The organism is Ruegeria sp. TM1040, from assembly GCF_000014065.1.
Lineage (GTDB): Bacteria > Pseudomonadota > Alphaproteobacteria > Rhodobacterales > Rhodobacteraceae > Epibacterium.
Window position 1 is genome coordinate 20,190 of the sequence record NC_008043.1, and the last position, 24,204, is coordinate 44,393.

The 24,204-nt window shown below is 62.2% G+C and carries 24 protein-coding genes; 14 read left to right on the forward strand and 10 right to left on the reverse strand.

Annotated elements, in window-relative coordinates; all coding sequences use genetic code 11:
* Positions 1–10 precede the first annotated feature (10 nt).
* From TM1040_RS00640 to TM1040_RS00655, 4 genes are read right to left on the reverse strand one after another with little or no spacing between them, the layout of a single operon-like run.
* Positions 11–1,420, reverse strand: a complete 1,410-nt coding sequence (locus tag TM1040_RS00640; protein WP_011536671.1) for an FAD-binding oxidoreductase — start codon at positions 1,418–1,420, stop codon at positions 11–13.
* Positions 1,417–2,688 (reverse strand): amidohydrolase family protein, encoded by a 1,272-nt coding sequence (locus tag TM1040_RS00645; RefSeq protein ID WP_011536672.1) that lies wholly within the window; start codon positions 2,686–2,688, stop codon positions 1,417–1,419. The genes TM1040_RS00640 and TM1040_RS00645 overlap by 4 nt, the downstream gene beginning before the upstream one ends.
* On the reverse strand, positions 2,685–3,476 hold the full coding sequence (locus tag TM1040_RS00650; RefSeq protein ID WP_011536673.1) for a creatininase family protein: 792 nt from the start codon (positions 3,474–3,476) through the stop codon (positions 2,685–2,687). Before TM1040_RS00650 ends, TM1040_RS00645 begins: the two co-directional genes overlap by 4 nt.
* Complete coding sequence (locus TM1040_RS00655) at positions 3,473–4,168, reverse strand: glutamine amidotransferase-related protein (RefSeq protein ID WP_011536674.1); 696 nt, start codon at positions 4,166–4,168, stop codon at positions 3,473–3,475. Before TM1040_RS00655 ends, TM1040_RS00650 begins: the two co-directional genes overlap by 4 nt.
* A 127-nt stretch (positions 4,169–4,295) precedes the next feature.
* On the opposite strand from TM1040_RS00655, the gene TM1040_RS00660 reads away from it, so the two are divergent.
* Positions 4,296–4,682: a RidA family protein gene (locus TM1040_RS00660; protein ID WP_011536675.1), complete on the forward strand. Its 387-nt coding sequence runs from the start codon at positions 4,296–4,298 to the stop codon at positions 4,680–4,682.
* A gap of 379 nt (positions 4,683–5,061) precedes the next feature.
* Here TM1040_RS00660 and TM1040_RS00665 read toward each other — a convergent pair whose 3' ends face one another.
* From TM1040_RS00665 to TM1040_RS00675, 3 genes are read right to left on the reverse strand one after another with little or no spacing between them, the layout of a single operon-like run.
* Positions 5,062–5,523, reverse strand: a complete 462-nt coding sequence (locus TM1040_RS00665) for a DUF6173 family protein (protein ID WP_011536677.1) — start codon at positions 5,521–5,523, stop codon at positions 5,062–5,064.
* Positions 5,524–5,569: 46 nt separating this feature from the next.
* A complete protein-coding gene (locus tag TM1040_RS00670) occupies positions 5,570–6,613 on the reverse strand; it encodes an MBL fold metallo-hydrolase (RefSeq protein ID WP_044026427.1) in 1,044 nt (347 codons plus the stop codon).
* A complete protein-coding gene (locus TM1040_RS00675; RefSeq protein WP_011536679.1) occupies positions 6,613–8,325 on the reverse strand; it encodes an acyl-CoA dehydrogenase in 1,713 nt (570 codons plus the stop codon). The genes TM1040_RS00670 and TM1040_RS00675 overlap by 1 nt, the downstream gene beginning before the upstream one ends.
* Before the next feature lie 207 nt (positions 8,326–8,532).
* Here TM1040_RS00675 and TM1040_RS00680 point away from each other — a divergent pair, with 207 nt between their 5' ends.
* The 7 genes from TM1040_RS00680 to TM1040_RS00710 all read left to right on the forward strand — a co-directional run bounded on the left by TM1040_RS00680 (position 8,533) and on the right by TM1040_RS00710 (position 17,176).
* The gene (locus TM1040_RS00680) at positions 8,533–9,492 is read left to right on the forward strand and encodes an L-threonylcarbamoyladenylate synthase (RefSeq protein ID WP_044026512.1); all 960 of its coding nucleotides are present in this window, start codon (positions 8,533–8,535) and stop codon (positions 9,490–9,492) included.
* A gap of 60 nt (positions 9,493–9,552) precedes the next feature.
* Complete coding sequence (locus tag TM1040_RS00685; protein ID WP_011536681.1) at positions 9,553–10,320, forward strand: uracil-DNA glycosylase; 768 nt, start codon at positions 9,553–9,555, stop codon at positions 10,318–10,320.
* Positions 10,321–10,344: 24 nt separating this feature from the next.
* Positions 10,345–10,953 (forward strand): metallophosphoesterase family protein, encoded by a 609-nt coding sequence (locus tag TM1040_RS00690; RefSeq protein ID WP_011536682.1) that lies wholly within the window; start codon positions 10,345–10,347, stop codon positions 10,951–10,953.
* Positions 10,953–11,576: a LysE family translocator gene (locus tag TM1040_RS00695; RefSeq protein ID WP_011536683.1), complete on the forward strand. Its 624-nt coding sequence runs from the start codon at positions 10,953–10,955 to the stop codon at positions 11,574–11,576. The genes TM1040_RS00690 and TM1040_RS00695 overlap by 1 nt, the downstream gene beginning before the upstream one ends.
* Positions 11,577–11,581: 5 nt before the next feature.
* Positions 11,582–12,124 (forward strand): molybdenum cofactor biosynthesis protein B, encoded by a 543-nt coding sequence (moaB, locus tag TM1040_RS00700; RefSeq protein WP_011536684.1) that lies wholly within the window; start codon positions 11,582–11,584, stop codon positions 12,122–12,124.
* Positions 12,125–12,238: 114 nt separating this feature from the next.
* Positions 12,239–13,702: an efflux RND transporter periplasmic adaptor subunit gene (locus tag TM1040_RS00705; RefSeq protein WP_011536685.1), complete on the forward strand. Its 1,464-nt coding sequence runs from the start codon at positions 12,239–12,241 to the stop codon at positions 13,700–13,702.
* Between the two features lie 60 nt (positions 13,703–13,762).
* Entirely contained in the window at positions 13,763–17,176 is a 3,414-nt protein-coding gene (locus tag TM1040_RS00710; protein WP_011536686.1) for an efflux RND transporter permease subunit, read from the forward strand.
* Here TM1040_RS00710 and TM1040_RS00715 read toward each other — a convergent pair.
* Complete coding sequence (locus TM1040_RS00715; RefSeq protein WP_011536687.1) at positions 17,122–17,601, reverse strand: NUDIX domain-containing protein; 480 nt, start codon at positions 17,599–17,601, stop codon at positions 17,122–17,124. The two genes, TM1040_RS00710 and TM1040_RS00715, sit on opposite strands and share 55 nt — an antisense overlap.
* Before the next feature lie 76 nt (positions 17,602–17,677).
* Positions 17,678–18,502 (reverse strand): protein-disulfide reductase DsbD domain-containing protein, encoded by an 825-nt coding sequence (locus TM1040_RS00720; protein WP_044026428.1) that lies wholly within the window; start codon positions 18,500–18,502, stop codon positions 17,678–17,680.
* Between the two features lie 178 nt (positions 18,503–18,680).
* Between TM1040_RS00720 and TM1040_RS00725 the strand changes: the two genes are divergently transcribed.
* From TM1040_RS00725 to TM1040_RS00750, 6 genes are all read left to right on the forward strand, one after another.
* Entirely contained in the window at positions 18,681–19,235 is a 555-nt protein-coding gene (locus tag TM1040_RS00725) for a YqgE/AlgH family protein (RefSeq protein WP_044026513.1), read from the forward strand.
* Between the two features lie 321 nt (positions 19,236–19,556).
* The gene (locus tag TM1040_RS00730; RefSeq protein WP_011536690.1) at positions 19,557–20,516 is read left to right on the forward strand and encodes an aspartate carbamoyltransferase catalytic subunit; all 960 of its coding nucleotides are present in this window, start codon (positions 19,557–19,559) and stop codon (positions 20,514–20,516) included.
* Between the two features lie 5 nt (positions 20,517–20,521).
* Complete coding sequence (locus TM1040_RS00735) at positions 20,522–21,055, forward strand: hypothetical protein (RefSeq protein ID WP_011536691.1); 534 nt, start codon at positions 20,522–20,524, stop codon at positions 21,053–21,055.
* A gap of 106 nt (positions 21,056–21,161) precedes the next feature.
* Entirely contained in the window at positions 21,162–22,472 is a 1,311-nt protein-coding gene (pyrC, locus tag TM1040_RS00740; protein ID WP_011536692.1) for a dihydroorotase, read from the forward strand.
* The gene (plsY, locus tag TM1040_RS00745) at positions 22,472–23,080 is read left to right on the forward strand and encodes a glycerol-3-phosphate 1-O-acyltransferase PlsY (protein ID WP_011536693.1); all 609 of its coding nucleotides are present in this window, start codon (positions 22,472–22,474) and stop codon (positions 23,078–23,080) included. Before pyrC ends, plsY begins: the two co-directional genes overlap by 1 nt.
* 270 nt (positions 23,081–23,350) lie before the next feature.
* The gene (locus TM1040_RS00750) at positions 23,351–23,836 is read left to right on the forward strand and encodes a YHS domain-containing (seleno)protein (RefSeq protein WP_011536694.1); all 486 of its coding nucleotides are present in this window, start codon (positions 23,351–23,353) and stop codon (positions 23,834–23,836) included.
* A 99-nt stretch (positions 23,837–23,935) separates the two neighbouring features.
* Here TM1040_RS00750 and TM1040_RS00755 read toward each other — a convergent pair whose 3' ends face one another.
* Positions 23,936–24,190 carry a hypothetical protein gene (locus TM1040_RS00755; RefSeq protein ID WP_011536695.1) on the reverse strand — a complete coding sequence of 85 codons (255 nt, stop codon included), beginning with the start codon at positions 24,188–24,190 and terminating at the stop codon, positions 23,936–23,938.
* Positions 24,191–24,204: the final 14 nt, after the last annotated feature.

The following is a 24,204-nucleotide window of genomic DNA, read 5'->3' on the forward strand; positions in this document are numbered from 1 at the left end:
CTGGGTCTCCTCAGCCCTTTGCCTTTGCTTCGATTTCCTCAGCGGGGAGGTGTTTTACCTCCTCCCAGGCCCGTGACTTGCCAGGATTCAGCAGTCCCTTGGGGTCCATGCGTTTCTTCCACGCCAGGTGGCGATAATCGGCATTCTTCAGCCCGCCCCCCTCGACGAAATAGGTATGCGCATCGGCGACGCTGTGGCCGTGCGCCTCATAGGTCTTGTCGATCTCGCGCAGCCGTGCCTCATCGGTGAACCAGATGATCGGCAGGTCAAAGGCGACAATCTTGCCATCCACCCGCGCGAACTCATGGTGCTGCCAGACATCATTGCCCAAGGCCGCACCCACGGCCGCAACCGCTCGCGCATCCGCAGGATCCGGGACCCCGATTTGCTGATAGGTGGCCGCGCGATCGGCCTTCAGGACCTGCAGCGTGGTGTGGTTGTAGGCGAATTCAAAAACATGCGGCAGCTTTGCCGCCTGCCGCTCGGCATCACTCATCGCCAGATCCAGATGGCCGCCCTGCGCCTTTATCAGTGCCCGCAGGGCCTCCATGTCCTCGGCGGGAACCAGTGACACCAGCAGGTGTTTGCCTTCACGCAAATGATCCTTGAGGCGCGGGAAATAGGCGACAATGCGGGCTTCGACCGTACTGGCCAGCTTGCGGCCAATCTGCGTTGAGGTAGCAAGCGCATAGCCAGCAGCATAGCACGCTTCATAGCTGTCAAAGGTGGCCATGCACCCAATCCAGTTGCGATGCGGCACGGTGCGCAGCGTCACTTCGGTGATGACCCCGTTTAATCCCCAGGCATGGTGCAGCTGCAGGGCGTCTTCAGCGTCAAAGACATGCTCTTGCGGCTCTGCCTCAAGCGAAAACGCCTTGAGCTGCATGATGTTTCCTTTTTCACGCAGGGCGCCATTTGCGATCGACCCGATCCCGGCAGAGCCGCCGGCCACAAACCCGCCAATGGTGGCAATGTCCTGTGTCGATGGGAACATCGCCATTTCCCAGCCTTGCGCGATCAGCGCCGCATTGACATCCGCCATCAAGGCCCCCGCTTCAGCGCGCACATAGCCGTCACCAATCTCCAGAATGCGGTTCATCTTGGTGGTTTCGAGGATCAACCCTCCTTGCAGTGGCACCGCCTGCCCGTAGTTCCCGGTGCCGCCGCCACGCAGTGTCACAGGCACATCGGCCTCATAGGCGCGCTGCAGACAATGGCGCATCTCATCCTTCGTGTGGGGCACCGCCACCAGATCGCCAAAGCACTTTTTCAGCTGGGCGTTCAGAACCGGGCTGTACCAAAAGAAATCCCGCGAGCGTTTCTTGATCAGGACAGGTTCTTCAATCACCTCGACCGGCGAAAGGCTGGCGGCAAAATTGGCCCAATCGAAGGAGGGGCGGTCAGTCGGCGTATCGGTCATAGGGAGGCTCCTGGCAAATCGTCGGTCAGGGGACGCGGCGCAGATCGGCTGCCCAGAATGTCCGTGACCAAAAGCGCGTCGAACAGCTGCAGATCCCCGATTGCAGCCCCGTCGACGGTCACGGGGGCAAGGCCAAGCGCGCGGCGTGCGCCGGTGGTGATCATGGGTAGATGGTCGCCAAAAGGCGGATCGAGATGCCCGGCAAGCACCGCCAGCGAAAGCGTCGCCAGCGGGTCGTGACTGCCGAGCGGGCAGAAGGCATCGCGCACATTGTCCGCGCCGAGCACCACGTTTACGCCTGCAGCAGCAAGCTCGTGAATCCGCGTCAGCCCCCGGCGGTCCGGCGTGCCGTTGTTGCGCCCCTGCAAGTACAGATTGGTGGTCGGAAGCGCGACCACGGAGATTTCAGCGCGGGCGAGCTTTTCGGCAATCCGCCGCACATCCTCATCGGAGCGGTTCATCAGGCTGCAGGCATGGCCGCAGAGAACCGGTCCGCCGAACCGGGTGGCGAGAGCGGCGTCGGCGATCATCTCCAAGCCGTCGAGCCCCCGCGCGAGGCCTTCGTCGACGTGAAAATCAAGAGCCAGCCCCATATCCTCTGCAACGCGAAAGATATTGGCGATGCCCTCTTTGCGACCCGGCTGGTTCAGCACAAAGGATCCAAGCACGCCGCCGCTCTGGGCCACGCGCGCAGCGCAAGCCCGCGCATAGCCGATGTCGGCCATCCTGTCGGCTCCTGTCAGCGCCGCACGCTGCACGATCACCGCATCCGAGGCGTCTTGGGCCAGCTCCCTCAGGATATCCCAGGCCAGTGGGGCCTGCGCCGGGTCGCGCCCGCTGCCCCAATCCACATGGGAACGCACAGCAGAACAGCCCGCGGCCAGGAGCTCTCCCAGTCCCCGCCCCGCCCGCGCGCGAATATCATCAGCAGTCCAGGTTTCCCGGTCCAGAGCCTGCGCCGAAATCGCATCTTCCAGACCGCCGCCGACCCCGTCCATTCGGTAGATCGTGTGGCACTTGTCGAGATGCACATGCGGCTCTGTGAGTTTTGGCAGCACCAATCTCCGGGGCGGCACCGTCGCGGCCTCGAGCCGCTCAGCACGCCCGTTTCGCAGCACAAGGTCGCCCACCAGGTGCTCGCCCTGCGGCTGGCCCCCAAAGCGGTCGGCAGAGGCAACGAGAGCGGCGGGAACGGCGACGCCGGGCAGACGGGCCTCGGTCAAACGGGAGGCAGACAGGCGGGATTGCGCCCCAGGAGCATGGCTCATGGCGCTCTCCTGTGATCGAAATGGGCAAACTCCGCCAGAAAGCGCGCAAAATTACGTCCCGCGGACGCCAACATCGCCTCACCCTTTTCCGCCGTGGCGGCGACGGCATCCCCGCAGACACCATCGGGGTTGAGGTCGTCCGCAATCCAGCCAGGGGTGGCGGGCTCTCCGGTCAGTCCGATAAAACGGAATTCTCCGGCCCAGTCTTCCATAGCGGTGCCAAAGGTCTTGGCTCTGGACATATCCACCAGACCCGGATGGCTCGCCAACATGGCCGAGGTCTCGCTGTCCCCGGCATGCAGATCAACCGCATAGGCCGCCGGATCAAAAAGCCCGTCTGCCTCGGCAAAGCCGGACCAGGAACACACCACCACGATCAGATCATGGCTGATGCGCAGCTCCCGCGCGGCCACCTGCAATATCGCAGTATTGCCTCCGTGACCGTTGAACAGCACCAGACGCTCAATCCCAGCGCGCGCTACCGAGGCCCCGATCTCGCGCAGCACCGCCAAAAGCGTCTCGGGCGAAAGACTCAGCGTCCCGGAGAACCGGTTATGTTCATTGCTTTTGGTGATGGCGAGGGCTGGCAAGACCAGCACCGATTGCGCGGGGTCGAGGTTTGCGAGCATTCGCGCGGCGGTCTCTTGCACCAAATCCGTATCGACCGAGAGCGGCAAATGCGGCCCGTGCTGCTCGGTGGCCCCAAGCGGCAGCACCGCGATGCAATCCTGTGACAGCGTCTGAAATTCCGTCGTTTTCAGCTCCGCCCAATATCCCTGAATGCTCATGCCGCCTGCCCCAGAAATCTGTCGAGAAACCCGTTGAACCATTGCGCCTGGGCTGCGTCATGTGCCGCCATCAATCGGTTTTGCGTCTGAATATCCTGCACGCCAGGACGCCCGTAGACATTCACCTTGCTGGACTGCCAGCGGCGAAATCCTGCGGGGGTCACTTCGGCATGAAACTGAAACCCATAAACCTTGTCGCCATAGCGAAACGCCTGGTTCGGGTAGGCCTCATTTCCGGCGAGCCGCACCACACCATGCGGCAGATCAAACGTGTGATAATGCGCCTGCGCAACTCTCAAGGGCGCATCGAGAAAGGCGCCCGCCGTCTCTGTGGGCAGAATGGGATAATAGCCAAATTCAAAGAATTCCCGCTCCGGTGCGCCAGCCCAAGCACCAAGATGGCGTGCGATCTGCTGGCATCCCTGACAAATCCCAAGGAGCGGCACATCCCGTTCGAGGCACTGTGCGATCCAGCGGTCTTCGTCGCGCAGAAATGGATATTTCTCCGTTTCAAAAACGTCGAACAATCCGCCATAGACGATTGACGCGGCGACCTCTCCGACATCCTCAAGGCTGTCCCCGGCAAAGGGCTTGCGCGTCACGGCCTCATAGCCATTTGCCGCCAGCCAGGTGGCAACGCGATCATCTTCAGGCTCATCGCCATGACGTATCAAAAGCACACGCTGTGCCATATTCTCCTCCTTCAGAGAATTGGATTTGCGTGGCCCTGATAGTGAACTGTGCCAGAGAGTGCCTTTAGGCTTGCAAAGTCCTCTCCCTCTTGCAAGCCTATATATTGGTCAGAAAAAAGAGCCGGAAATGAAAGCGTTAAACCCAGTTTCGATCCGCCCGCCGTTTGCAGCCTATGCGCATGGTACAGAGATTCCGGCGCACAAGCGGGTCGTTGTGACCTCCGGCCAGCTTGGTATCCGAGCCGATGATTCGATCCCCGAAAGCAGCTATGAGCAGGCTTTTATCTGCTTTGAAAACATCCGCGAAATCCTGCGAGAGGGCGATATGGCGCCCTCAGACATCGCCCATATCTCGGCCTATGTGACGAGCCGCGAACACATGGCAGGCTACATGCGTGCGCGTGACGAATTCCTCGCAGGAACGGGGCGTGTGCCAAGCTCAACTCTACTGATTGTCTCCGGCTTCACCCGCGAAGAGTTCAAAGTCGAAGTTGAAGTCATGGCCGCCATCTAGCTTTGGTGGCGATGAAAGACCAGTCTTGCGCAGCACGCCTTATATCCGATTTCTGACCTCCCACGCGCGACACATGCACCAAATCCGTCCGCTCCAGCTCGGCGCACAGGTCTCTATCACCAGAAATCTCCGCAAACTTGTGGCAGCTGGATCTTAAATCGGGGCTGCCCATCCCATCGCGGGTGCCTGTCCCAAAGTGAACGGAGCGAATGTAAACGGAGGCTCCCGCCCCTCTGTGAAAGAGGCAAAGCCTCTTACCAAAGCATTGGACAGGCGGTTGCGGCGCCAGAGGCGCCGTAACCGCGCGGGGCGATTTGCTGTGTAAATCGCAAAACCTCCAATCATCTCAAAGGGCGTCAGGTCAATGTTCAGGCTGTGCTCAGGCGTGCTCTTCAAGCTCTGCCACCAACCGAAAACCGATCCGCTTTGCGGGTTCTTCCGGCTTTGGTTTCGACATTGCGCGCAAGATCACATTTAGCTGGCTAACATGCTGAACTAATTGCGTTTTACCGCCGCGTTCGTCGCTGCCGTAGAACGTGACAATGTCGGGATCAAAATACCCCATCCCCTCGATGCGCAACACGCCCGCATCACCGCCCGCAAACCCCATGGCAACCTCATGCTCGCCATCGAGGGTCTTTTCAAAATTCTGAATATAGAGGATCAGCCGTTCATAGGCCCACCGCGCCGGGCTTTTCTGCTCGGGCGCGGGCACTTTTTGCATCTCCTCGGGCACATCCTTCAGCGCTTCGGGCGCATCAGGGTTGGTATGTACCTCCCGGTGGCAGGGGAGCGCGGCCGCTTCTGCCAGTTCCGCGCTGGTGGAGATCTTGTCATCCATCTCTTAAAATCCTTGGATCGTCCATGTGGCATCCAAAGTGGCAGGCCTAGCGGCGCTGGTAAACCCAAGCCTCATCACTGCGCCGTGTTCGCGTCACCTGCCCTGTGCGATAGAGATGGTTCACATGGGCCACCGCTTCGACAAGCGCGAGGCCATACTCGCCGGGACCAATCGTGCGCTTGAAAAGCGTTGGAAAACACTCTGCTGCGCTTTTGGGCGTCTCGAGGAACTCCATAAGCCGCTCGAGCGCACCGTGATGGTTGTCGATCAACTGCCGCATCCTGAGAGGCAAGCGGGTAAAGGGCAGCTTATGCCCTCCAAGCGCCAGATGCTCGGGCCGCGCGAGCGCCGCCAGCCGTTCGCAGGCCTCCAGCCATTCCGCCAGCGGGTCGGCCTCGGGTTCGGTGGCGTACACGCCGATGTTCGGGCTGATCGAAGACAGAACCTGATCCCCCGTCAGAACCAGATTGTCGTCACGACTCCAGAGGGTTGCGTGTTCCGGCGCATGACCGTTGCCCATGTGGATGTCCCAGTCGCGCCCGCCCATGCGAAACACATCGCCCTGTTGCACGCGGGTGAATCCCAAAGGCATCGGATAGACCGTATCCGCAAAATTGAAGGGGCGGTCGGCCTTACGGGTGTCATAGACCTCAGGGTCCATGCCCGCACTGCGATAATAGGCCAGCGTCTCCTCGGGCCAGCTTTCCTGCACATCCAACGTCAGCATGCGCGCAAAAAGCCACGCGGTGCGGGTGGTCACGAGTTCTGCGCCATGCTCGGACTGAAACCAACCAGCGTTGCCGATGTGGTCCGGATGATGGTGGGTGACGACGACACGGCGCACCGGTTTACCACCCAGCGGACCCGCCATCAGCTGCTCCCAGATACGGCGAGTCTTGTTCGAGGACATGCCTGTATCGACCACGGTCCAGCTGTCACCCTCGTCAAAGGCATAGACATTGACGTGGTCAAGTTTCATCGGCAGCGGCAGGCGCATCCAGAGGGCACCCTCAGCGACCTCGATCGCCTCGCCCATTGCGGGCGGCTCCTCCCAGGGGGTGCGGGGCGCGACGTCCGCCACCGACACCATCAGCTTGCCAGCTCTTCTGCTGTGAGCGCAAAGGCCCCCGCCGCGCCTTCGCGGGCGTGGATCAGATAGGCCGCATGCTGCGGCAGCATCCGCTTGATGTAGAAACGGGCCAGTTTTTCACGCGCGCCACCCTTGTCGGCGAGTGCGGCCGCCAGATGATAGTGCCCCCCCAGAACACGGGCAAAGGCCATCAGATACGGCACCGCCCCGGCAAAGCGGTCCTGCATATTCGCCTCCACCAGCCATTCGGTTGCTTCACGCAGAGTTTCGCAGGCCTGCCAGACGGCTTCGGCCATGTTCGGATGGGTCGGGCGGGCGCGTTCCGCCTGCTCTTCGATTTCGTCGATCAGGCGATGCGCCATCTCGCCACCGTCCATCATCTTGCGCGCCACAAGGTCCATGGCCTGAATACCGTTGGTGCCCTCGTAGATCGCAGTCACGCGCACATCTCGGTAGAACTGCGCCGCGCCGGTTTCCTCGATAAAGCCCATGCCGCCGTGGACCTGAACGCCCTGTTCAGCAACCCGGATGCCGGTCTCGGTGCCAAAGGCCTTGGCAATGGGCGTCAAAAAGGCCGCCCGGGTCTTCCACTCGGCGTCGCCTGTGGCAGTCCCCATATCGATGGCACCCGCACAGGCCAGCATGATGGCGCGCGCCGCGTAGACATCGGCCTTCATCTCCATCAGCATCCGACGCACATCGGCGTGGTCCACGATGGTGCCCGTGCCGCCCTCGACCGGGGTCTTGCCCTGTTTGCGATCAAGTGCATAGGCCAGTGCATGCTGATAGGCCCCTTCGGCCACACCGACACCCTGACCGCCCACGCCGAGACGGGCGTTGTTCATCATCGTGAACATCGCCGCCATGCCGCCGTGCTCCTTGCCGACAAGCCAGCCGGTTGCGCCATCGTATTGCATCACGCAGGTCGGCGAGCCATGCAGGCCCATCTTATGCTCGAGGCTCACCACCTTGAGGCTGTTGGCCTTGCCCGGGTTGCCATTTTCATCCGGCAGGTATTTGGGCACAAGAAACAGCGAGATCCCCTTGGTGCCGGGCACCCCATCAGGAAGGCGCGCCAGCACCAGATGGCAGACATTCTCGGTAAAATCATTATCGCCCCAGGAGATATAGATCTTCTGACCGGAGACCGCATAGGTGCCGTCACCGTTGTCTTCGGCCTTTGAAGACAAGGCGCCAACGTCCGATCCCGCCTGCGGCTCGGTGAGGTTCATGGTCCCCGCCCATTCGCCAGCGATGAGCTTGGGCAGATAGAGTTCTTTGAGCGCGTCAGAGGCGTGGTGCTCCAGCGCCTCGATCTGGCCTTGGCTCATCAGCGGGGCGAGCTGCAGGCTGAGGCAGGCGCCGGACATCATCTCGTTGACCGCAGTGGTGAGTGACATCGGCAACCCCATGCCTCCAAACTCGGGATCTGCGCTCATGCCGATCCAGCCGCCCTCTGCAATCGCCTTGTAACCGTCGCCATATCCCGGAGAGGTCCGCACCACGCCGTTCTCCAGACGGGCGGGCTCCAGATCGCCACCACGCTGCAGGGGCGCCATGACCTCATCGCTCATCTTGCCCGCCTCCGTGAGGATCGCGGTCATCAGATCGTCGTCCGCCTCGGCAAAACGCTCGGTCGCGGTGATCTGGTCATAGCCAAGGATCTGCTGCAGCAGAAACTGATACTCGGAGACGGGGGCGCGATAGCTCATGGAGTGGACCTCTCTTCAACTGGCGGACGGCTGGGCGCAGACTCTTGCCTTGCCCCGGAGACGCTTGGCTTCCCGGGCATGAGCCGTTATCTACTGTGCCTTGGTCGATTTCGTAAACAGCCCCGAGGGCAACGCAATCAAAACGCGGCGTCATCACGGATGTGACGGAACGGCCAAGCCTGTTTTTGTCCCGAGATGTCACCCGCCATGACCCAAGCCTCATCTGAGACCGAAGCGCTGACCGCAGCACCCGAAGCCATCGCCCGCGCGGCCGAGTTGCTCACCGCTGGTCAGCTCGTGGCCTTTCCGACCGAGACCGTTTACGGCCTTGGGGCAGATGCCACCAATGGGGCGGCAGTCGCTGCGATCTACGCCACCAAAGGGCGTCCCTCTTTCAACCCGCTCATTGCCCATGTGGCGGATGTCCGCGCCGCACGCAGACTTGTGCAGTGGAACGACTGGGCCGAAGCGATGGCCACGGCCTTCTGGCCCGGCCCGTTGACGCTGGTGCTGCCGCTGCGACCGGATCACAATGTTTCACCCTTGGTGACGGCTGGGCTTGATACGCTCGCGGTTAGGGTGCCGGCCAAGGCTTGCTCACGCGAGTTGCTGGCAGCTGTAGGACGCCCGGTGGCCGCCCCCTCTGCCAATCCTTCGGGTCGGATCAGCCCGACAACCGCCGATCATGTGCGCGCGGGCCTCGGGGGTAAGATCGCCGCAATTTTGGACGATGGCCCCTGCGGGGTCGGTGTGGAATCCACCATCCTCGGACTGGCCGGAGCCGCGCCGATCCTCCTGCGCCCGGGCGGGCTGGCTGCTGAGGACATCGAGCACGCCCTCGGCTGCACGCTGATGACGCGCGCGGAGGCAGATCCCTTGACCGCACCGGGGCAGCTCATGTCGCATTACGCGCCCAATGCCTCCGTCCGGCTTGAGGCGCAGGATTTTTCCCCGGATGAGGTCTCGCTTGGATTTGGACCAGGAGACTTCGACCTGAACCTCTCGCCCAGTGGGGATCTCAACGAGGCGGCGGCAAACCTCTTTGGGCATCTGCATCACCTGGATGCTTTGGGTCGACCAATCGCGGTCGCACCCGTCCCGGAGCGTGGGCTTGGCATTGCCATCAACGACCGCCTGCGCCGCGCCGCGGCCCCGCGCGACAGTTGAATGGCTGAAACCGCGCAATCGGCGTTTTCCTTTGTGCGGCAGAGGGCTACTGTGTGAGCCATGGAATCGGAGCTGGATTATTGGAGCGCAAAAGCGCTGTTGGAGTGGCAGGTAGAACTTGGCGCTACCGAAGCCATGATGGACACGCCCATCGACCGCTACGGGCTCGAGGATCAGAAACCCAAACCCGCACGCGCAGCAGACACGCCGCCAACACCTGTCAAACCCAAAACTGTTGACCCGGTTGCAGAGGCAGCGAAGCTTGCCAAAACGGCGCAGGCGCTGCCGAGCCTGCGTGCCGCGCTTGAACAGTTTGAACATTGCGACCTCAAGCGGGGCGCGCGCAATCTGGTGTTCTCGGACGGCCAGGCAGGCGCCCGCGTGATGATCATTGGCGAGGCCCCGGGGCGAGATGAAGATCTGCAGGGCAAACCCTTTGTGGGCCGGGCCGGGCAGCTTCTGGACAAGATGCTCGATGCCATCGAGCTCAGCCGCGAGAAAAACGTTTATATCACCAACGTTCTGCCTTGGCGCCCCCCGCAGAACCGCGATCCGCTGCCGGCGGAAATTTCGATGCTTGTGCCATTTCTCGAGCGTCACGTCGCCTTGGCAGAGCCGGATATTTTGGTCCTTATGGGCAATATCTCCTGTCAGGCCGTGCTTGGCAAACGCGGCATCACCCGCCTGCGTGGCACGTGGTCCGAAGCCTGGGGCAAACCCGTGATCCCGATGTTCCACCCCGCTTACCTCTTGCGCCAAGCCCATGCCAAACGCCAAGCCTGGGCGGATCTTCTGGAGCTGCGCGCCCGTCTGAACAGTCTCAACTGACACTTTGATACAGGACGCTCACTCATGAAAATCCTCGCTTTTTCAGATCTGCACCTGGTCGAAGAGCTTGCTGCCGATCTGGTCACGGCCAGTGTCGAGGCAGATCTGGTGATCGGCGCAGGCGATTTCTGCAACACGCGTCAGGGGCTTGCGCGCGCCATGGAGCTGCTCGCCGGGATCGCGGCCCCCATGGTGGTTGTCCCCGGAAATGCCGAAAGCGCAGAAGAGCTGCGCGGCTGTGCGCTCTCCTTCATGACCGTGCTACATGGGGAAAGCGCCGAAATCGAAGGTCTGCGGATCTTTGGTCTGGGCGGCGGCATCCCGGAGACGCCCTTTGGGGACTGGTCGTTTGACCTTTCGGATCGCGCGGCGGCGCGGGAGTTGGCGAAAGCCGGTGAAAACACCGGTGGCATCGACATCCTCATCACACACTCGCCCCCCAAGGGCGCGGGCGACACCACCTCCGCGGGATTGTCAATCGGCTCTGAAAGCATCCACAAGGCGATCACGACGCTGCAGCCAAAACTCGCTGTCTATGGCCATGTTCACGACAGCTGGGGCTATCGCGGTCAGATCGGTGCGACGCAGTGCGCCAATCTTGGCCCGACCCCGAATTGGTTTGAGGTGTCTTGATGATCGCGCTCTCGACCCTTGCGGCCTTTGTGCCCGCCGCGCTTGCGCTCAATATCACGCCCGGCGCGGATATGATGTTCTGTCTTGGTCAGGGACTCAAATCCGGGGCGCGCCCCGCCATCGCCGCCAGTTTCGGCGTCGCCGCAGGAGGCATGGTGCATGTCGCGCTTGCCGGTCTTGGTGTGGCCGCCGTGGTCGCCGCGCAACCGGCCTTGTTTGATCTCATTCGCTGGCTTGGGGTTGCGTATCTTCTGTATCTCGCATGGGGCGCCCTCATGCGACCCGGAGGGGCACAGCCCACAGGCCAGCCCGCACAGGCCGCGCGCGCCTTTCGCGCCGGGCTGATGGTCAGCCTCACCAACCCCAAGGTGATCCTGTTTGTTCTCGCCTTCGTGCCGCAGTTCATCCGCCCTGAGGCGGGCTCGGTTCTGGGACAGTTCCTGGTCTTTGGTGCCATCATCGGGATCGGCGGTGTTTTTGTGAATGGCGGAGTTGGCGTCTTTGCCGGGCGCGCGCGCACCCTGTTTGCCGAGGACGGAAGCGCCGCACGGTGGATGCGCCGCATCACGGGTGGAATTTTTGCAGGCCTTGCACTGAGGCTTGCGCTACTAGAAAGGGCCTGAGCGCCATGTCACGCATCGACGACAGCAAGGATTTCATTCCGGTTCGCATCGCTATTCTCACTGTCTCCGACAGCCGCAGCCTTGATGAGGATCGCTCGGGGCAAGTGCTGGTCGACCGACTAAAGGCCGCAGGACACCACCTCGCCGACCGCAATATCCTGCCAGACGAACGCGATGAGATCGCCGATCAACTTCGCCAGTGGTGCGCCAATCCCGAGGTCGATGTGGTGATCTCGACCGGCGGCACCGGGCTCACCGGGCGGGATGTTACCGTCGAGGCACATCGCGACGTCTATGAAAAAGAAATCGATGCCTTTGGCACCGTCTTTACCATCGTGTCGATGCAAAAGATCGGCACCTCCGCCATTCAAAGCCGCGCAACGGGCGGTGTGGCACAGGGCACCTATCTCTTTGCGCTGCCCGGTAGCCCCGGCGCCTGCAAGGATGCGTGGGACGAAATCTTGCAAAAGCAGCTCGATTATCGGCACCGCCCCTGTAATTTCGTAGAAATTATGCCCAGACTTGACGAACATTTGCGACGGAAATGATCTAGCCCTGCGTATAAGAGCGTATTGTCTGCAACGCGTGGTATACTCGCGCGGCCCTTGGGGGTGAAATTCAGATGGCAAGTAGCGCACCAGAGCCAGCCAAAGGGGATAAGGATGCGATTTCTGCGACACAGCGTCATGGGGCTGTTTCTAGCGGGGCTGACAGCTGCGCTCTTGCTCTTTGCCCTGCATCTGGTTCGCTCCGCCGTACAGGAGAGCCTCGCTGAAGAACGTCGCGCCCCGCCCGCCCGCGAGCGGATCTTTGCCGTCAATGTGGTGACGGCAACTCTGGGCGAGGAACGTCCCGAACTGGTGGGCTTTGGCCATGTCGAGAGCCGCCGCACGCTCGAGCTGCGCGCTGCCGTGTCCGGACGGGTCATCGCGCTTGCGGACGGGTTCCAGGACGGTGGCCGCGTGACCGCTGGTGATACACTGGTCGAGATCGACAAGGCCGACGCCGAGGCCGCATTGGCCCGTGCCAAAGCGGACATGATGGACGCCGAAGCCGAGCGCCGCGACGCTGGCCGCGCGCTGGATTTGGCCCGTGACGAGCTTGAAACCGCACAGATGCAGGCCGATCTTCAAGAACGGGCGTATCAGCGGCAGGTTGACCTCAAGACCCGTGGGGTGGGCACCGAGGCCGCTGTGGAGGCCGCCGAGCTGACCGCCACAAGCGCGCGCCAGTCGGTGATCACCCGCCGCCAGGCCGTCAGTCAGGGCGAAGCCCGTATCGATCAGGCCCAAACCCTTGTGGCTCGGGCACAAATCGCACTGGACGAGGCACAGCGTGATCTCGAGGACACCACGCTCACCGCGCCTTTCACAGGCACGCTTCAATCCGTCAACCTTGTCGAGGGGCGGCTGGTCTCTGCCAATGAAATCCTTGCTGAACTGGTCGATCCCAACCAGCTCGAGGTCGCCTTTCGTGTCTCCACGGCCCAGTATGCGCGTCTGCTCGACGATGACGGTCGCCTGATCCCGGCGGAGGTCATCGTCACGCTCGACGCTGCCGGGGCCGACATCCGCGCCACAGGTCGCCTGGCGCGCGCCAGCGGCGCTGTGGGGGATGGCCAGTCGGGGCGTCTCATCTATGCGCGGGTAGAGGACAACGCAGGCTTCAAGCCCGGTGATTTCGTCACCGTACGCGTGCAAGAGCCTGCCATTGCCGATCTGATCCGCTTGCCCGCCTCGGCGATGGACTCGCGCCAGACCGTTTTGGTTCTGGGCGAGGACGACAGGCTTCAGGAGGTTCCGGTGGAACTGGTGCGCCGCCAGGGCGACGAAATCCTGCTGCGCGCATCTGAGCTGGAGGGGCGTCAGGTTGTCACCGGTCGCACGCCGCTTCTTGGCGCCGGCATCAAGGTTCGCCCGCTGACCAAAGGCGCAGAGAACGCGCTGAAAGCGGCCGACCCGGATCTGATCGAACTCACCGAAGAACGCCGCGCCACCCTGAAGGCCATCGTCAGCGACAACGGCCAAATGCCCAGCGAGGTAAAAACCAGGGTCCTAGCCGAGTTGGACCAGCCCAAAGTCCCCGCAGCGCTCATCAGCCGTATCGAAGACAATCGCGGCGGCTGACTGCCCGCCCTCCTTCTCGCTTGCGCAGGCGCGCACGACCAGAGGCACAGGTAAATTCTCATGGCGACGACACCGATCCAGAAGGCCAGCGGCATCCTGAGCTATTTCACCCGGCACCGCACCGCCGCCAACCTGTTGTTGATGGTGCTGCTGGTACTTGGCGCGGCAGCGATCCCCAACATGCGGGCGCAGTTTTTCCCGGATGTGATTGTCGAGTCCGTCGATGTCTCCGTGGTCTGGGAGGGCGCTGGGCCAGAGGACGTGGACAGCGCCATCGTGCAGGTGTTGGAACCCGCCTTGCTGGCGGTTGATGGGGTCGAGGACACCCGTTCGGCCTCTCGCGAGGGGCGCGCGGTCATCGACATCGATTTTGAACCCGGCTGGGACATGGCGCGCGCCACCGACGATGTGCAAAACGCGGTGGATGCGATCACCACCCTGCCCGAAGAGGCCGAAGAGCCGGAGGTCGAGCGCGCGGTCTGGCGCGACCGGGTCACCGACATTGTCATCACTGGCCCCATCGGGGCACAGCAGTTGGGGATCTTGGCGGATGAACTGATCCTGAGACTCTTCGAGGTGGGTGTGACCCGCACCACCATCCGCGGGGTTGCAGCCCCCCGCACCATCATCGAAGTCCCCTCCAGCCAGCTCATTGCCCATGACATCACCCTCGCTGAAATCGCTGCCGTGATCGCCGCCGAGGTGGAGATCAATCCCGCCGGCGAAATCGAGGGCGCCAACGCCCGCGTGCGCACCGGCACTCAGAAACGCACCCCAGAGGAACTGGAGGCGGTGGTTCTGCGCTCCGAGGCGGATGGCTCCGCCCTCACCATCGGGGATATGGCCTCGATCCGCGTCGAAGGGGTGGACCGCCAGCGCAGCTATTTTGTTGGCGACAACCGCGCTATGTCGATCCGTGTGGACCGCTCCGATCAGGGCGACGCCATCCGCATCCAGCGTCAGGTCGAAGAGGTGGTGGCCGAGATGAACCTCTCCTTGCCGCAAGGGGTCGAGGTCTCCTTGATCCGCACCCGCGCCGAGGCCATCAGCGGGCGGCTCGATATCCTTGTGGACAATGGTTTGATGGGACTTGGGCTGGTGGTGATCCTGCTCTTTTTGTTCCTCAACGCCCGTATTGCGTTCTGGGTCGCCGCAGGCATCCCGGCGGCCATGTTTGCCGCCATCGCACTGATGTATATCGGTGGGCTTACCATCAACATGATCTCGCTCTTTGGGCTGATCATCACGCTTGGGATCGTGGTGGATGATGCCATCGTGGTGGGCGAGCATGCCGATTTCCGGGCCCGTCGCCTGGGGGAGCCGCCCATGGTTGCAGCCGAGAATGCCGCCCGCCGCATGGCGATGCCGGTTTTTGCAGCCACGCTCACCACCGTGATCGCCTTTTTTGGCCTGACGGCGATCGGCGGGCGCTTTGGCGAATTGATCGCGGATATTCCCTTTACGGTGATCGCCGTTCTGGCGGCGAGCCTTGTGGAATGTTTCCTGATCCTGCCAAACCACATGGCACATGCCCTGGTCCATCGCAGCAAGGAACACTGGTATGACGCCCCCAACCGGGTGGTGAACCGGGGCTTTCGCTGGTGTCGCGACCAGCTGTTTCGCCCGCTAATGGTGGGCGTCGTGCGTGCCCGCTACGTTGTGGTGGCAGGGGCCTTGGTGCTGCTGGCCAGCCAGATGGCGCTCTTTATCAAGGGGGATGTCACCTGGCGCTTTTTCAATGCGCCAGAACGGGCGTCCGTATCAGGTAATTTTGCCATGGTCGAAGGTGCCACCCGTGCCGACACGCTGGCGCAGATGCGCGAGTTTCAGCGTATGGTCGACGTCCTTGGCGCCGAGTACGAGGAGCGCTATGGCCGCAATCCGGTTGACTTTGTCATGGCGGAAGTGGGCGGCAACACCGGTCGCGGCCTTGCGGGCACGGAAACCAAGGACAGCGACCTCCTGGGTAGCATCGCAATCGAGTTGATCGACGCTGACCTGCGCCCCTATTCCAGTTTCGCCTTCGTGGGCGAGTTGCAAAAACGCGTGGTGCAGATGCCGCTTACCGAGGTGGTCTCCTTCCGGGGCTGGCGCTCTGGTCCCGGGGGCGATGCGCTGGACGTGCAGTTTTACGGCGCCGATGTCACCACGCTCAAGGGCGCGGCGGAGGATCTTAAAACCGCCCTCACCCGCTACCCCGAGGTCTCCGCCGTCGAGGACAATCTCGCCTATGACAAGGAAGAGCTGGTTCTGGATCTCACCCCGCAGGGTCAGGCGCTCAATTTCACCATCGACAGCCTGGGGCGGGCGCTGCGCCAGCGGCTCAATGGGATTGAGGCCGCGACCTATCCGGAGGGGCCGCGCTCAGCCCAGATCCGGGTAGAGCTGCCCGAAGGCGAGCTCACCGCGGATTTCCTCGAGCGCACGCAGATGCGCGCGCCCTCGGGGATTTATGTGCCGCTCTCGGATATTGTCACCGTCAGCCAGCGCACCGGTTTTTCAACCGTGCGGCGCGAAAACGGCGTGCGGTTGATCTCCGTCACCGGCGACATTTCCGAGGATGACCCGGTGCAGGCCGAAGCCATCATGGAGGCGCTGGAGACCGAGATCCTGCCCAAGATCGCCGAGGAACGTCAGGTCGAATTCCGCCTCTCTGGCCTCAGCGAACAGGAAGACGAGTTCCTCTCTGATGCGCGCACCGGGCTGATCCTCTGCCTGACGGGCATCTATCTGGTGCTATGCTGGATCTTTTCGAGCTGGACGCGCCCCATCGTGGTCATGGCGATCATTCCCTTTGGTCTCGTGGGGACCATCTGGGGGCATTACCTCTGGGATTTGCCGATGAGCATGTTCACCGTGGTCGGCTTGTTGGGGATGACGGGGATCATCATCAACGACTCCATCGTGCTGGTCTCTACCATTGATGAATACGCACAGGAGCGCGGTCTCATCCCCTCCATCATTGACGGGGCGGCAGATCGATTGCGGCCCGTGATGCTGACAACGCTCACAACGGTTCTGGGGCTTGCGCCCTTGATGTATGAAACCTCACAGCAGGCACAGTTTCTGAAACCGACAGTCATCACCCTGGTCTATGGCCTTGGGTTCGGGATGTTCCTCGTGCTTTTGGTGGTACCGGCTCTGGTCGCCATTCAGGCGGATGTCGCGCGCCCGTTCCAGGCGCTGAAACGTGCTGTCGCCGCCGGGCCGCATCGGGTTGCCCACCGCCTGCGCGCGTTGATCCTGCTCGGGGCCGCTCTGCAGGCAGTTTGGCTTGGGCTGACCTTGGGCTGGACCTTGCTCACAGGGGCGCTGCCTGCCGCCGTTGGCACCGCACTGCCCTTTGTGACGCAGATGGATCCCCTGCGCGCAGCACTCATGCTGGGCCTTGGGGGGGTGAGCGTTCTGGCGCTCCTTGTTTATGTGATTGGGGCGGTGGGCGCACTGCGCGGGACATCACGCCAGACCTCCTGAGCGCGCCGCGCAAGCTCCGCCACCCGATCCAGAAGCTCAAGCCCCTGATCTTCGATCTGCGCCACCGGCACCCAACGCGCCTCCAGCGCATCATCATAGGGCACGGGATCTCCCGAGATGTAGTGACAGAGCGTTGCCACCAGGAAATACTGGCCCTCCACCGTGCCATCTGCAGCGCGGGGGATCACATCAAGGGTCATCAACTGCGCCCCCGGCTCTGCGACAACACCGGTTTCTTCCAAAAGCTCGCGAGCGGCGGCTGCGGCTGCGGTTTCACCAAGCTCCACATGCCCGCCCGGGAAGCCCCAAGTTCCGGCATTGGGCGGGTTCTTGCGCTTCACGAGGATCACGCAATCCGCGCCATCAATATTGGCACAGACCACGCCAAGGGCTCCAAGGATCGGGCGGCGCGTCGGATCGGTCATGGACGATGGGCCTTGTGTCAAAAACGCGAGGGCTGCGGACGGCGGTAGACCCCAACGGCAGGATGGTGACCGGGTGTCAGCCAGAGGTGCAGCCGCGAATATCCACCGCATGCGAGGTGCCCAGCACCGTAAAGCGCAGCGCGGAGCGGTCAACCGCAATCGGGCCGTCCTGCGCGGGCAACAGCTCTGCCTCAGCCACCAATTCACGCCCTTCACGCCAGGATTTTGTTTCGGTTGCAACCAAGGACGCACCGCCTTCGATCACCGCATATTCTTCACGCCCCGCAGAGGGCATCGAGATCCGGGCCGAGACTTTCATGCCATAGGGCGTGGGCGACAGACGGCAGGTCACACCTCGGACACGGGCTTCAGCTGCGGAATAGGGACGCGCCGCCAAGGCGGCGGCAATTGCGGGATGCCGTCCAGCCGAAAGGTCAGCGCGATGATCAAACCGCAATTCCGACGGGATGCAGACATCCTTGCACAGACCAAGTTCCATCCGGCCTTTGATCCGGATTGGCGCGCCTGCGTATTTGGGCGTGATCTCGATCGGCAGCACCAATTCGTCGTGATAGCCTATGGTGCGAAAGCCGGAGGTCAAGAACAGCTCAGGCGTGGGCCAGGTAATCCGCAGATTGGCCACATTGCGCGAGCCTTTCCAATCAAACCGTGGCGGAATGCCCGCGTCGCCCGGAGCGCGCCAGTAGGTTTTCCACCCCTGCGCCAATCTCAGGTGCAGCGCCCCCATGTAGCGCCCGTCCTTGGTCGGTCCGCCATCCAGCACCTCAATAGAGACCAGATCAGCAAGGTTTTCCCGCGCCAAAGATGCGGAAGCCAACCCCAAACAAGCAAGGCAGGCCAAGAGGGCGATCCTCAGGCGGATTCGTAGCTGTGTCGTCATATTTAGAGGTTTTGCCCCTTGCGCCGTTAAAGCCAAGTCACATCCCAGAGAGACCTGCGCAAATAACGCAAACGTGACAGCGTCGCAGCGCCTCGCCCCGGCCGAGGCGGGGTTGCAACAGCTGCTCCTGCGCGTCATTCTGAGCGAAGCGGCCGCAGGCCACAGCAGAGGCAGTGACATGAAACTGACAGGCAAGTTGCTGATCGCCATGCCCGGCATCGGGGATCCCAGGTTTGACAATTCGGTGGTGTTCCTCTGCTCCCACGGACAAGAGGGGGCGATGGGACTCATCGTCAACAAGCTCGCGCCCGGAGTGGTGCTGAAGAGCCTGTTTGACCAGCTCGACATCACCAGCAAGCCCGCAGCAGCAACGGAACCGGTCTATTTTGGCGGGCCGGTGGAAACCCAGCGCGGGTTTGTGCTGCATTCCGACGAATATATCTCGACCGTGAACTCGCTGCCCGTCTGTCCGGGACTGTCGATGACGGCCACGCTGGACGTGCTCGAAGACATTGCAGAGGGACGTGGCCCCGAACGCTATCTGGTGATGCTCGGCTATGCGGGCTGGGGTCCCGGACAGCTGGAAGATGAGATCGCGCAAAATGGCTGGCTGACGGCGGATACGGAGCCAGACATGGTGTTTACCGACCTCGCTGATGGCAAATGGGAAGCGGCGCTGGCGAGCCTCGGTGTTACGCCGCTGAACCTTTCGATGGATGCGGGCCGGGCCTGACCCCAGGGCCCGTGACCGTAGTGTGAGGCAACTGTTTAACGAAGCCCCCTTCTCAGCACCCATTCGTGCAGCCCGCGCCCGACACGATGCCCCCATCTCGAACAGGATATACCTGGCAAAAGGGGGGGCCTCCCGCCCGTCGGCATCGCATCACAGATGCGCCCCCCCCGTTGGGCCCGGCGCCGCTGGCGCGGCGCGGTTGCGATGGCCAATCGCGCTCTGAAGCAGCGTCAAAGCGGCGACAGATAGACCGACCTCACCCCCTCCTTGCCCCATCCGCGCAGCCCTCCTATAAGGACCGAAACAGCGCGGAGTTCGCCCATGCAGCCCCCCTCTTTCGACCAGCCTCACCTCCTCGGGATCGAGCCCCTCAGGCCACATGAGATCACCGCCATTCTGGATCTGGCCGAAGATTACGTGGCGCTCAATCGGCAGACCGAGAAGCACTCCGATGCGCTGGCGGGGCTGACGCAGATCAACATGTTCTTTGAAAATTCCACCCGCACGCAGGCCAGCTTTGAGCTCGCCGGCAAGCGACTCGGCGCGGATGTGATGAACATGGCGATGCAGGCCTCATCGATCAAGAAGGGCGAGACGCTCATCGACACCGCGATGACGCTCAATGCCATGCATCCGGATCTTCTGGTGGTGCGCCATCCTCACTCCGGCGCGGTGGACCTCTTGGCGCAAAAGGTGAACTGCGCGGTGCTGAACGCAGGCGATGGGCGCCATGAACATCCGACGCAGGCGCTTTTGGACGCGCTGACGATCCGGCGCGCCAAGGGTCGTCTGCATCGGCTGAACATCGCGATTTGTGGCGATGTCACCCATTCGCGAGTGGCGCGCTCCAACCTGATCCTGCTGGGCAAGATGGAAAATCGCATTCGCCTGATCGGCCCGCCAACGCTGGTGCCACAGCAATTTGCGGAGTTTGGCGCCGAGATCTATGACGATATGCGCGAAGGTCTAAAAGACGTCGATGTCGTGATGATGCTGCGGCTCCAAAAAGAGCGGATGGACGGCGGTTTCATTCCTTCGGAACGCGAGTATTTCTATCGCTACGGTCTGGATGCGGAAAAATTGGCACTGGCCAAACCCGACGCCATCGTCATGCACCCCGGGCCGATGAACCGCGGCGTAGAAATCGACGGGACCATCGCTGATGATATCAAACGCTCCGTAATCCAAGAGCAGGTCGAAATGGGCGTGGCCGTTCGCATGGCCGCGATGGATCTTCTTGCGCGCAACCTGCGGGCGGCGCGTCAGAAACAGGCGTCCTGAACGCGATGCAGGATGTGATTGAAATCCCCAAGGGCGCGCGCGATCAGGTGCTGATCTTTGCGCTCGACATGCCCGTAGAACAGACCAAATTCCTCAGGGATGAGGACGGCGCGCTGGCGCAGGTCTTGGGACTGCCCACCATTGAGATGACGCAGGTCGAGATCTTTCCGGTCGAAGATCTCGAAGGCCTTGGCCTCCTTGGCTATCTGCGCGAGGGCATGGGGGTCTCAGAAGCAGACCTTTCGGAACATGGCATGGCGCTCGATGGTCTCAGTGGATGGGTTCTGGTGCTGCGCGCCCGCGCCTTCGACGGGGCGGCGACCCGGCTCACACCCGCCCGGAGTGTCACGCTGGTCGCCCGTCTTGGCGAAGTAAAGACCGACTGGTCTGCGCCCAGCACGATCCCAAGCGCCGCAGCCCAACCGACGCTGCGGACGCCACCTCGTGAGGCCCGCAACCGCGCCCGGCGCATCGGGGCGTCGTTGTTTGCGGTGGTTATGTTGCTGATCTGCCTTGCCATCTGGGGACTTGTGACATGAGCGCGCCGGATAGCCCTTTCCTTGTGTGCGCCTGTATAGCGCCTTCCTGCCGCCCCCTTGCACGCCCACTTCCTGCCTGCCCGACATTTGTGAAGGACCCGGTCTGATGACGACGCTTTTCCTCAACGCCCGCCTGATCGATCCCGAAACAGGCACCGACGCGCCTGGCAGCCTCCTGGTGCAACGTGGCAAGATCCTCGCCCGCGCTGATCAAAGCGACAAGGAGATGTTTCTTGCGGACAACGGTCTGCGCACCAAAGACGTGCAGATGGTGGACTGCAACGGCAAATGCCTTGCCCCCGGGATCGTGGACATCGGCGTCAAGGTTTGCGAGCCGGGCGAGCGGCACAAGGAGAGCTACAAATCCGCAGGGCTTGCAGCTGCCGCGGGTGGTGTGACCACCATCGTGACCCGCCCTGACACCTCCCCCTGCATCGACAGCCCTGAGACGCTGGAATTCGTCACGCGGCGCGCGCAAGCAGATGCACCGGTCAATGTCCTGCCGATGGCGGCTCTGACTAAGGGGCGCGAAGGTCGTGAGATGACCGAAATCGGCTTTTTGCTGGACGCTGGCGCCGTGGCCTTCACCGATTGCGATCATGTGGTCACAAGTACCAAGGTGCTGTCGCGCGCCCTGACCTATGCCAAAAGCTGCGGCGCGCTGGTCATTGCGCATCCGCAGGAACCCGGCCTCTCTCAGGGGGCGGCAGCCACATCCGGAAAGTTCGCGGCGCTGCGCGGGCTGCCTTCTGTGTCTCCGATGGCCGAGCGCATGGGGCTTGATCGCGATATCGCATTGCTGGAGATGACCGGCGCCAAGTATCACGCCGATCAGATCACCACCGCGCGCGCGCTGCCCGCGCTGGAACGCGCCAAGGCAAACGGGCTCGACATTACGGCGGGGACATCCATCCACCATCTCACCCTGAATGAGCTGGACGTGGCCGACTATCGCACCTTCTTCAAGGTGAAGCCGCCGCTTCGGTCCGAAGATGATCGCCTCGCGGTGGTCGAGGCGGTACGCAGCGGGCTCATTGATGTGATCTCCTCCATGCACACACCGCAGGACGAAGAAAGCAAGCGGTTGCCCTTTGAAGAGGCCGCCGCCGGTGCGGTTGCGCTCGAGACCCTGTTGCCAGCGGCAATGCGGCTCTATCACGCCGAGCTTCTGGACCTGCCAACGCTGTTTCGTGCCATGGCGCTTAACCCGTCTCGACGGCTTGGGCTTGCCTCCGGACGACTGAGCGCGGGCGCACCTGCGGATCTCGTGCTGTTTGACCCCGACGCCCCCTTGGTGCTGGATCGTTTCAAGCTGCAGTCGAAATCCAAGAACACGCCTTTTGACACCCAGCGGATGCAGGGACGTGTCTTGGCAACCTATGTGGCCGGTGAGCCCGTTTATCGAAAGGACGCATGATGCTGCCTGCGCTTGAGACAACGCTGCCCCTGCTGCTCTTCTGGGGCGGGATCGGCTATCTTCTGGGCTCAGTGCCCTTTGGCATGGTGATCACCCGCGCTTTTGGGCTGGGCAACCTGCGTGAAATCGGATCGGGCAACATCGGCACCACCAACGTCTTGCGCACCGGAAGCAAGGCCGCCGCGGCTGCGACGCTCCTTCTGGATGGCGGCAAGGGCGCGGCGGCGGTGCTGCTGGCGCGTGCTCTGGCAGGCGAGGACGCGGCGCAGCTTGCAGGGCTTTTGGCCTTTCTCGGGCATTGCTTTCCGGTCTGGCTGGGGTTCAAGGGCGGCAAAGGGGTTGCGACCTTCCTCGGCCTCATGCTGGCGCTCGCATGGCCGGTCGGGATCGCCTGCTGTCTGACCTGGCTTGGTGTTGCGGTGTTGCGCCGCATCTCGTCACTCGCGGCCCTCTGCGCAGCGGTTGCGGCCCCGGTCTGGTGTCTGCTGCTCGGCGCACCTCAAGCCGCCGTTCTCTCGGCGCTGCTGGCGCTCGTGATCCTCTGGCGCCACCGCGAAAACATCGCCCGCCTCAGGGCCGGCACAGAGCCAAAGATCGGCCAGAAATAGCGCACGCCACCCCTGTTGATGCAAAGCCCCGCCCCTACCGGCGGGGTTTTTACGTTCTGCGCACTCAAATTGAGGCGCTTTGTTGCACAGTCTCACATTTGCGCCAGCACCCCCTCAAATTGAGTTGTTTTGCATGTGATCGGACGCCTCCCCAGATGGTCGTCATGGCGGCACACACCGTCACAGGAAACAGGATTTAAAGCACCTGTCCCTTTCTACACCTCCCCCCCGGTGCATTACGGCTCCGGACAGATCAAAAGGTTCAAACCGATGACCAAGACCACATCCTTCACCAAATCCCTTCTGGGCGGTCTCGCTTTCTCTGTTGCGCTGGCGACCTCTTCGCTTGCGGCAGGCGTCGATGTGAACGCCTCCTCCACCGGCCTTGCGATGCAGGGTTATGACCCGGTTGCCTATTTCACCGAAGGCGAAGCTAACAAGGGCAGCTACAAACTGACCTCCACCTTTGACGAGGCGACCTATTGGTTCACTTCCGAGGAAAACAAGGAGCTGTTTGAAGCCAATCCAGAGGCTTATGTCCCCGCATATGGTGGCTACTGCGCCTTTGGTGCAGCGATGGGCTTCAAGTTCGACGGCGACCCCCACCAGTGGAAAATCGTTGACGATGTGCTGTACCTGAACCTCTCCAAGGACATCCAAGAGCGCTGGGTCGAGGACATCCCGGGCTATATCGAAAAAGCAGACGTGAACTGGGAAACCATCGAGGATGCGGCCCCGGCCGAGCTGCTGCAATAACGCGGTCGCGCTCGTTTCTTAAAAACAAAAAATGGGCGGCAGGAGATCCTGCCGCCCATTTTTGCGCGCGGGTCCCGGAGGGAACGGGCACCGCAGCGCTTATTTCCCGGCCATGCGCTCCATCGCTTCGGCTGTGCGTTTGGTGTTGTTGTAGATCCCAAGCGCAAGATAGAGCGAACCGCCAATCAGGATCACGTAGAGCGTCCCGCCCAAAAGCACGCCTAGAGCGGGCAGAAGCCCCCCGGCACTGGGTTCTATAAAGGCGACAACAACGCCGCCGAGCACGACGAGCAGCAACAGGACAACAATGACGCCCACAAGTTTTTCAAATGCGGAGATAAAGAAACGTTCCATTTTCAACACCTTTC

What these genes read in the sequence shown, in the direction of transcription:
- TM1040_RS00640 (WP_011536671.1), bottom strand. Translation starts at nt 1,420, where the DNA reads ATGACCGATACGCCGACTGACCGCCCCTCCTTCGATTGGGCCAATTTT.
- TM1040_RS00645 (WP_011536672.1), bottom strand. Translation starts at nt 2,688, where the DNA reads ATGAGCCATGCTCCTGGGGCGCAATCCCGCCTGTCTGCCTCCCGTTTG.
- TM1040_RS00650 (WP_011536673.1), bottom strand. Translation starts at nt 3,476, where the DNA reads ATGAGCATTCAGGGATATTGGGCGGAGCTGAAAACGACGGAATTTCAG.
- TM1040_RS00655 (WP_011536674.1), bottom strand. Translation starts at nt 4,168, where the DNA reads ATGGCACAGCGTGTGCTTTTGATACGTCATGGCGATGAGCCTGAAGAT.
- TM1040_RS00660 (WP_011536675.1), top strand. Translation starts at nt 4,296, where the DNA reads ATGAAAGCGTTAAACCCAGTTTCGATCCGCCCGCCGTTTGCAGCCTAT.
- TM1040_RS00665 (WP_011536677.1), bottom strand. Translation starts at nt 5,523, where the DNA reads ATGGATGACAAGATCTCCACCAGCGCGGAACTGGCAGAAGCGGCCGCG.
- TM1040_RS00670 (WP_044026427.1), bottom strand. Translation starts at nt 6,613, where the DNA reads ATGGTGTCGGTGGCGGACGTCGCGCCCCGCACCCCCTGGGAGGAGCCG.
- TM1040_RS00675 (WP_011536679.1), bottom strand. Translation starts at nt 8,325, where the DNA reads ATGAGCTATCGCGCCCCCGTCTCCGAGTATCAGTTTCTGCTGCAGCAG.
- TM1040_RS00680 (WP_044026512.1), top strand. Translation starts at nt 8,533, where the DNA reads ATGACCCAAGCCTCATCTGAGACCGAAGCGCTGACCGCAGCACCCGAA.
- TM1040_RS00685 (WP_011536681.1), top strand. Translation starts at nt 9,553, where the DNA reads ATGGAATCGGAGCTGGATTATTGGAGCGCAAAAGCGCTGTTGGAGTGG.
- TM1040_RS00690 (WP_011536682.1), top strand. Translation starts at nt 10,345, where the DNA reads ATGAAAATCCTCGCTTTTTCAGATCTGCACCTGGTCGAAGAGCTTGCT.
- TM1040_RS00695 (WP_011536683.1), top strand. Translation starts at nt 10,953, where the DNA reads ATGATCGCGCTCTCGACCCTTGCGGCCTTTGTGCCCGCCGCGCTTGCG.
- moaB (WP_011536684.1), top strand. Translation starts at nt 11,582, where the DNA reads ATGTCACGCATCGACGACAGCAAGGATTTCATTCCGGTTCGCATCGCT.
- TM1040_RS00705 (WP_011536685.1), top strand. Translation starts at nt 12,239, where the DNA reads ATGCGATTTCTGCGACACAGCGTCATGGGGCTGTTTCTAGCGGGGCTG.
- TM1040_RS00710 (WP_011536686.1), top strand. Translation starts at nt 13,763, where the DNA reads ATGGCGACGACACCGATCCAGAAGGCCAGCGGCATCCTGAGCTATTTC.
- TM1040_RS00715 (WP_011536687.1), bottom strand. Translation starts at nt 17,601, where the DNA reads ATGACCGATCCGACGCGCCGCCCGATCCTTGGAGCCCTTGGCGTGGTC.
- TM1040_RS00720 (WP_044026428.1), bottom strand. Translation starts at nt 18,502, where the DNA reads ATGACGACACAGCTACGAATCCGCCTGAGGATCGCCCTCTTGGCCTGC.
- TM1040_RS00725 (WP_044026513.1), top strand. Translation starts at nt 18,681, where the DNA reads ATGAAACTGACAGGCAAGTTGCTGATCGCCATGCCCGGCATCGGGGAT.
- TM1040_RS00730 (WP_011536690.1), top strand. Translation starts at nt 19,557, where the DNA reads ATGCAGCCCCCCTCTTTCGACCAGCCTCACCTCCTCGGGATCGAGCCC.
- TM1040_RS00735 (WP_011536691.1), top strand. Translation starts at nt 20,522, where the DNA reads ATGCAGGATGTGATTGAAATCCCCAAGGGCGCGCGCGATCAGGTGCTG.
- pyrC (WP_011536692.1), top strand. Translation starts at nt 21,162, where the DNA reads ATGACGACGCTTTTCCTCAACGCCCGCCTGATCGATCCCGAAACAGGC.
- plsY (WP_011536693.1), top strand. Translation starts at nt 22,472, where the DNA reads ATGCTGCCTGCGCTTGAGACAACGCTGCCCCTGCTGCTCTTCTGGGGC.
- TM1040_RS00750 (WP_011536694.1), top strand. Translation starts at nt 23,351, where the DNA reads ATGACCAAGACCACATCCTTCACCAAATCCCTTCTGGGCGGTCTCGCT.
- TM1040_RS00755 (WP_011536695.1), bottom strand. Translation starts at nt 24,190, where the DNA reads ATGGAACGTTTCTTTATCTCCGCATTTGAAAAACTTGTGGGCGTCATT.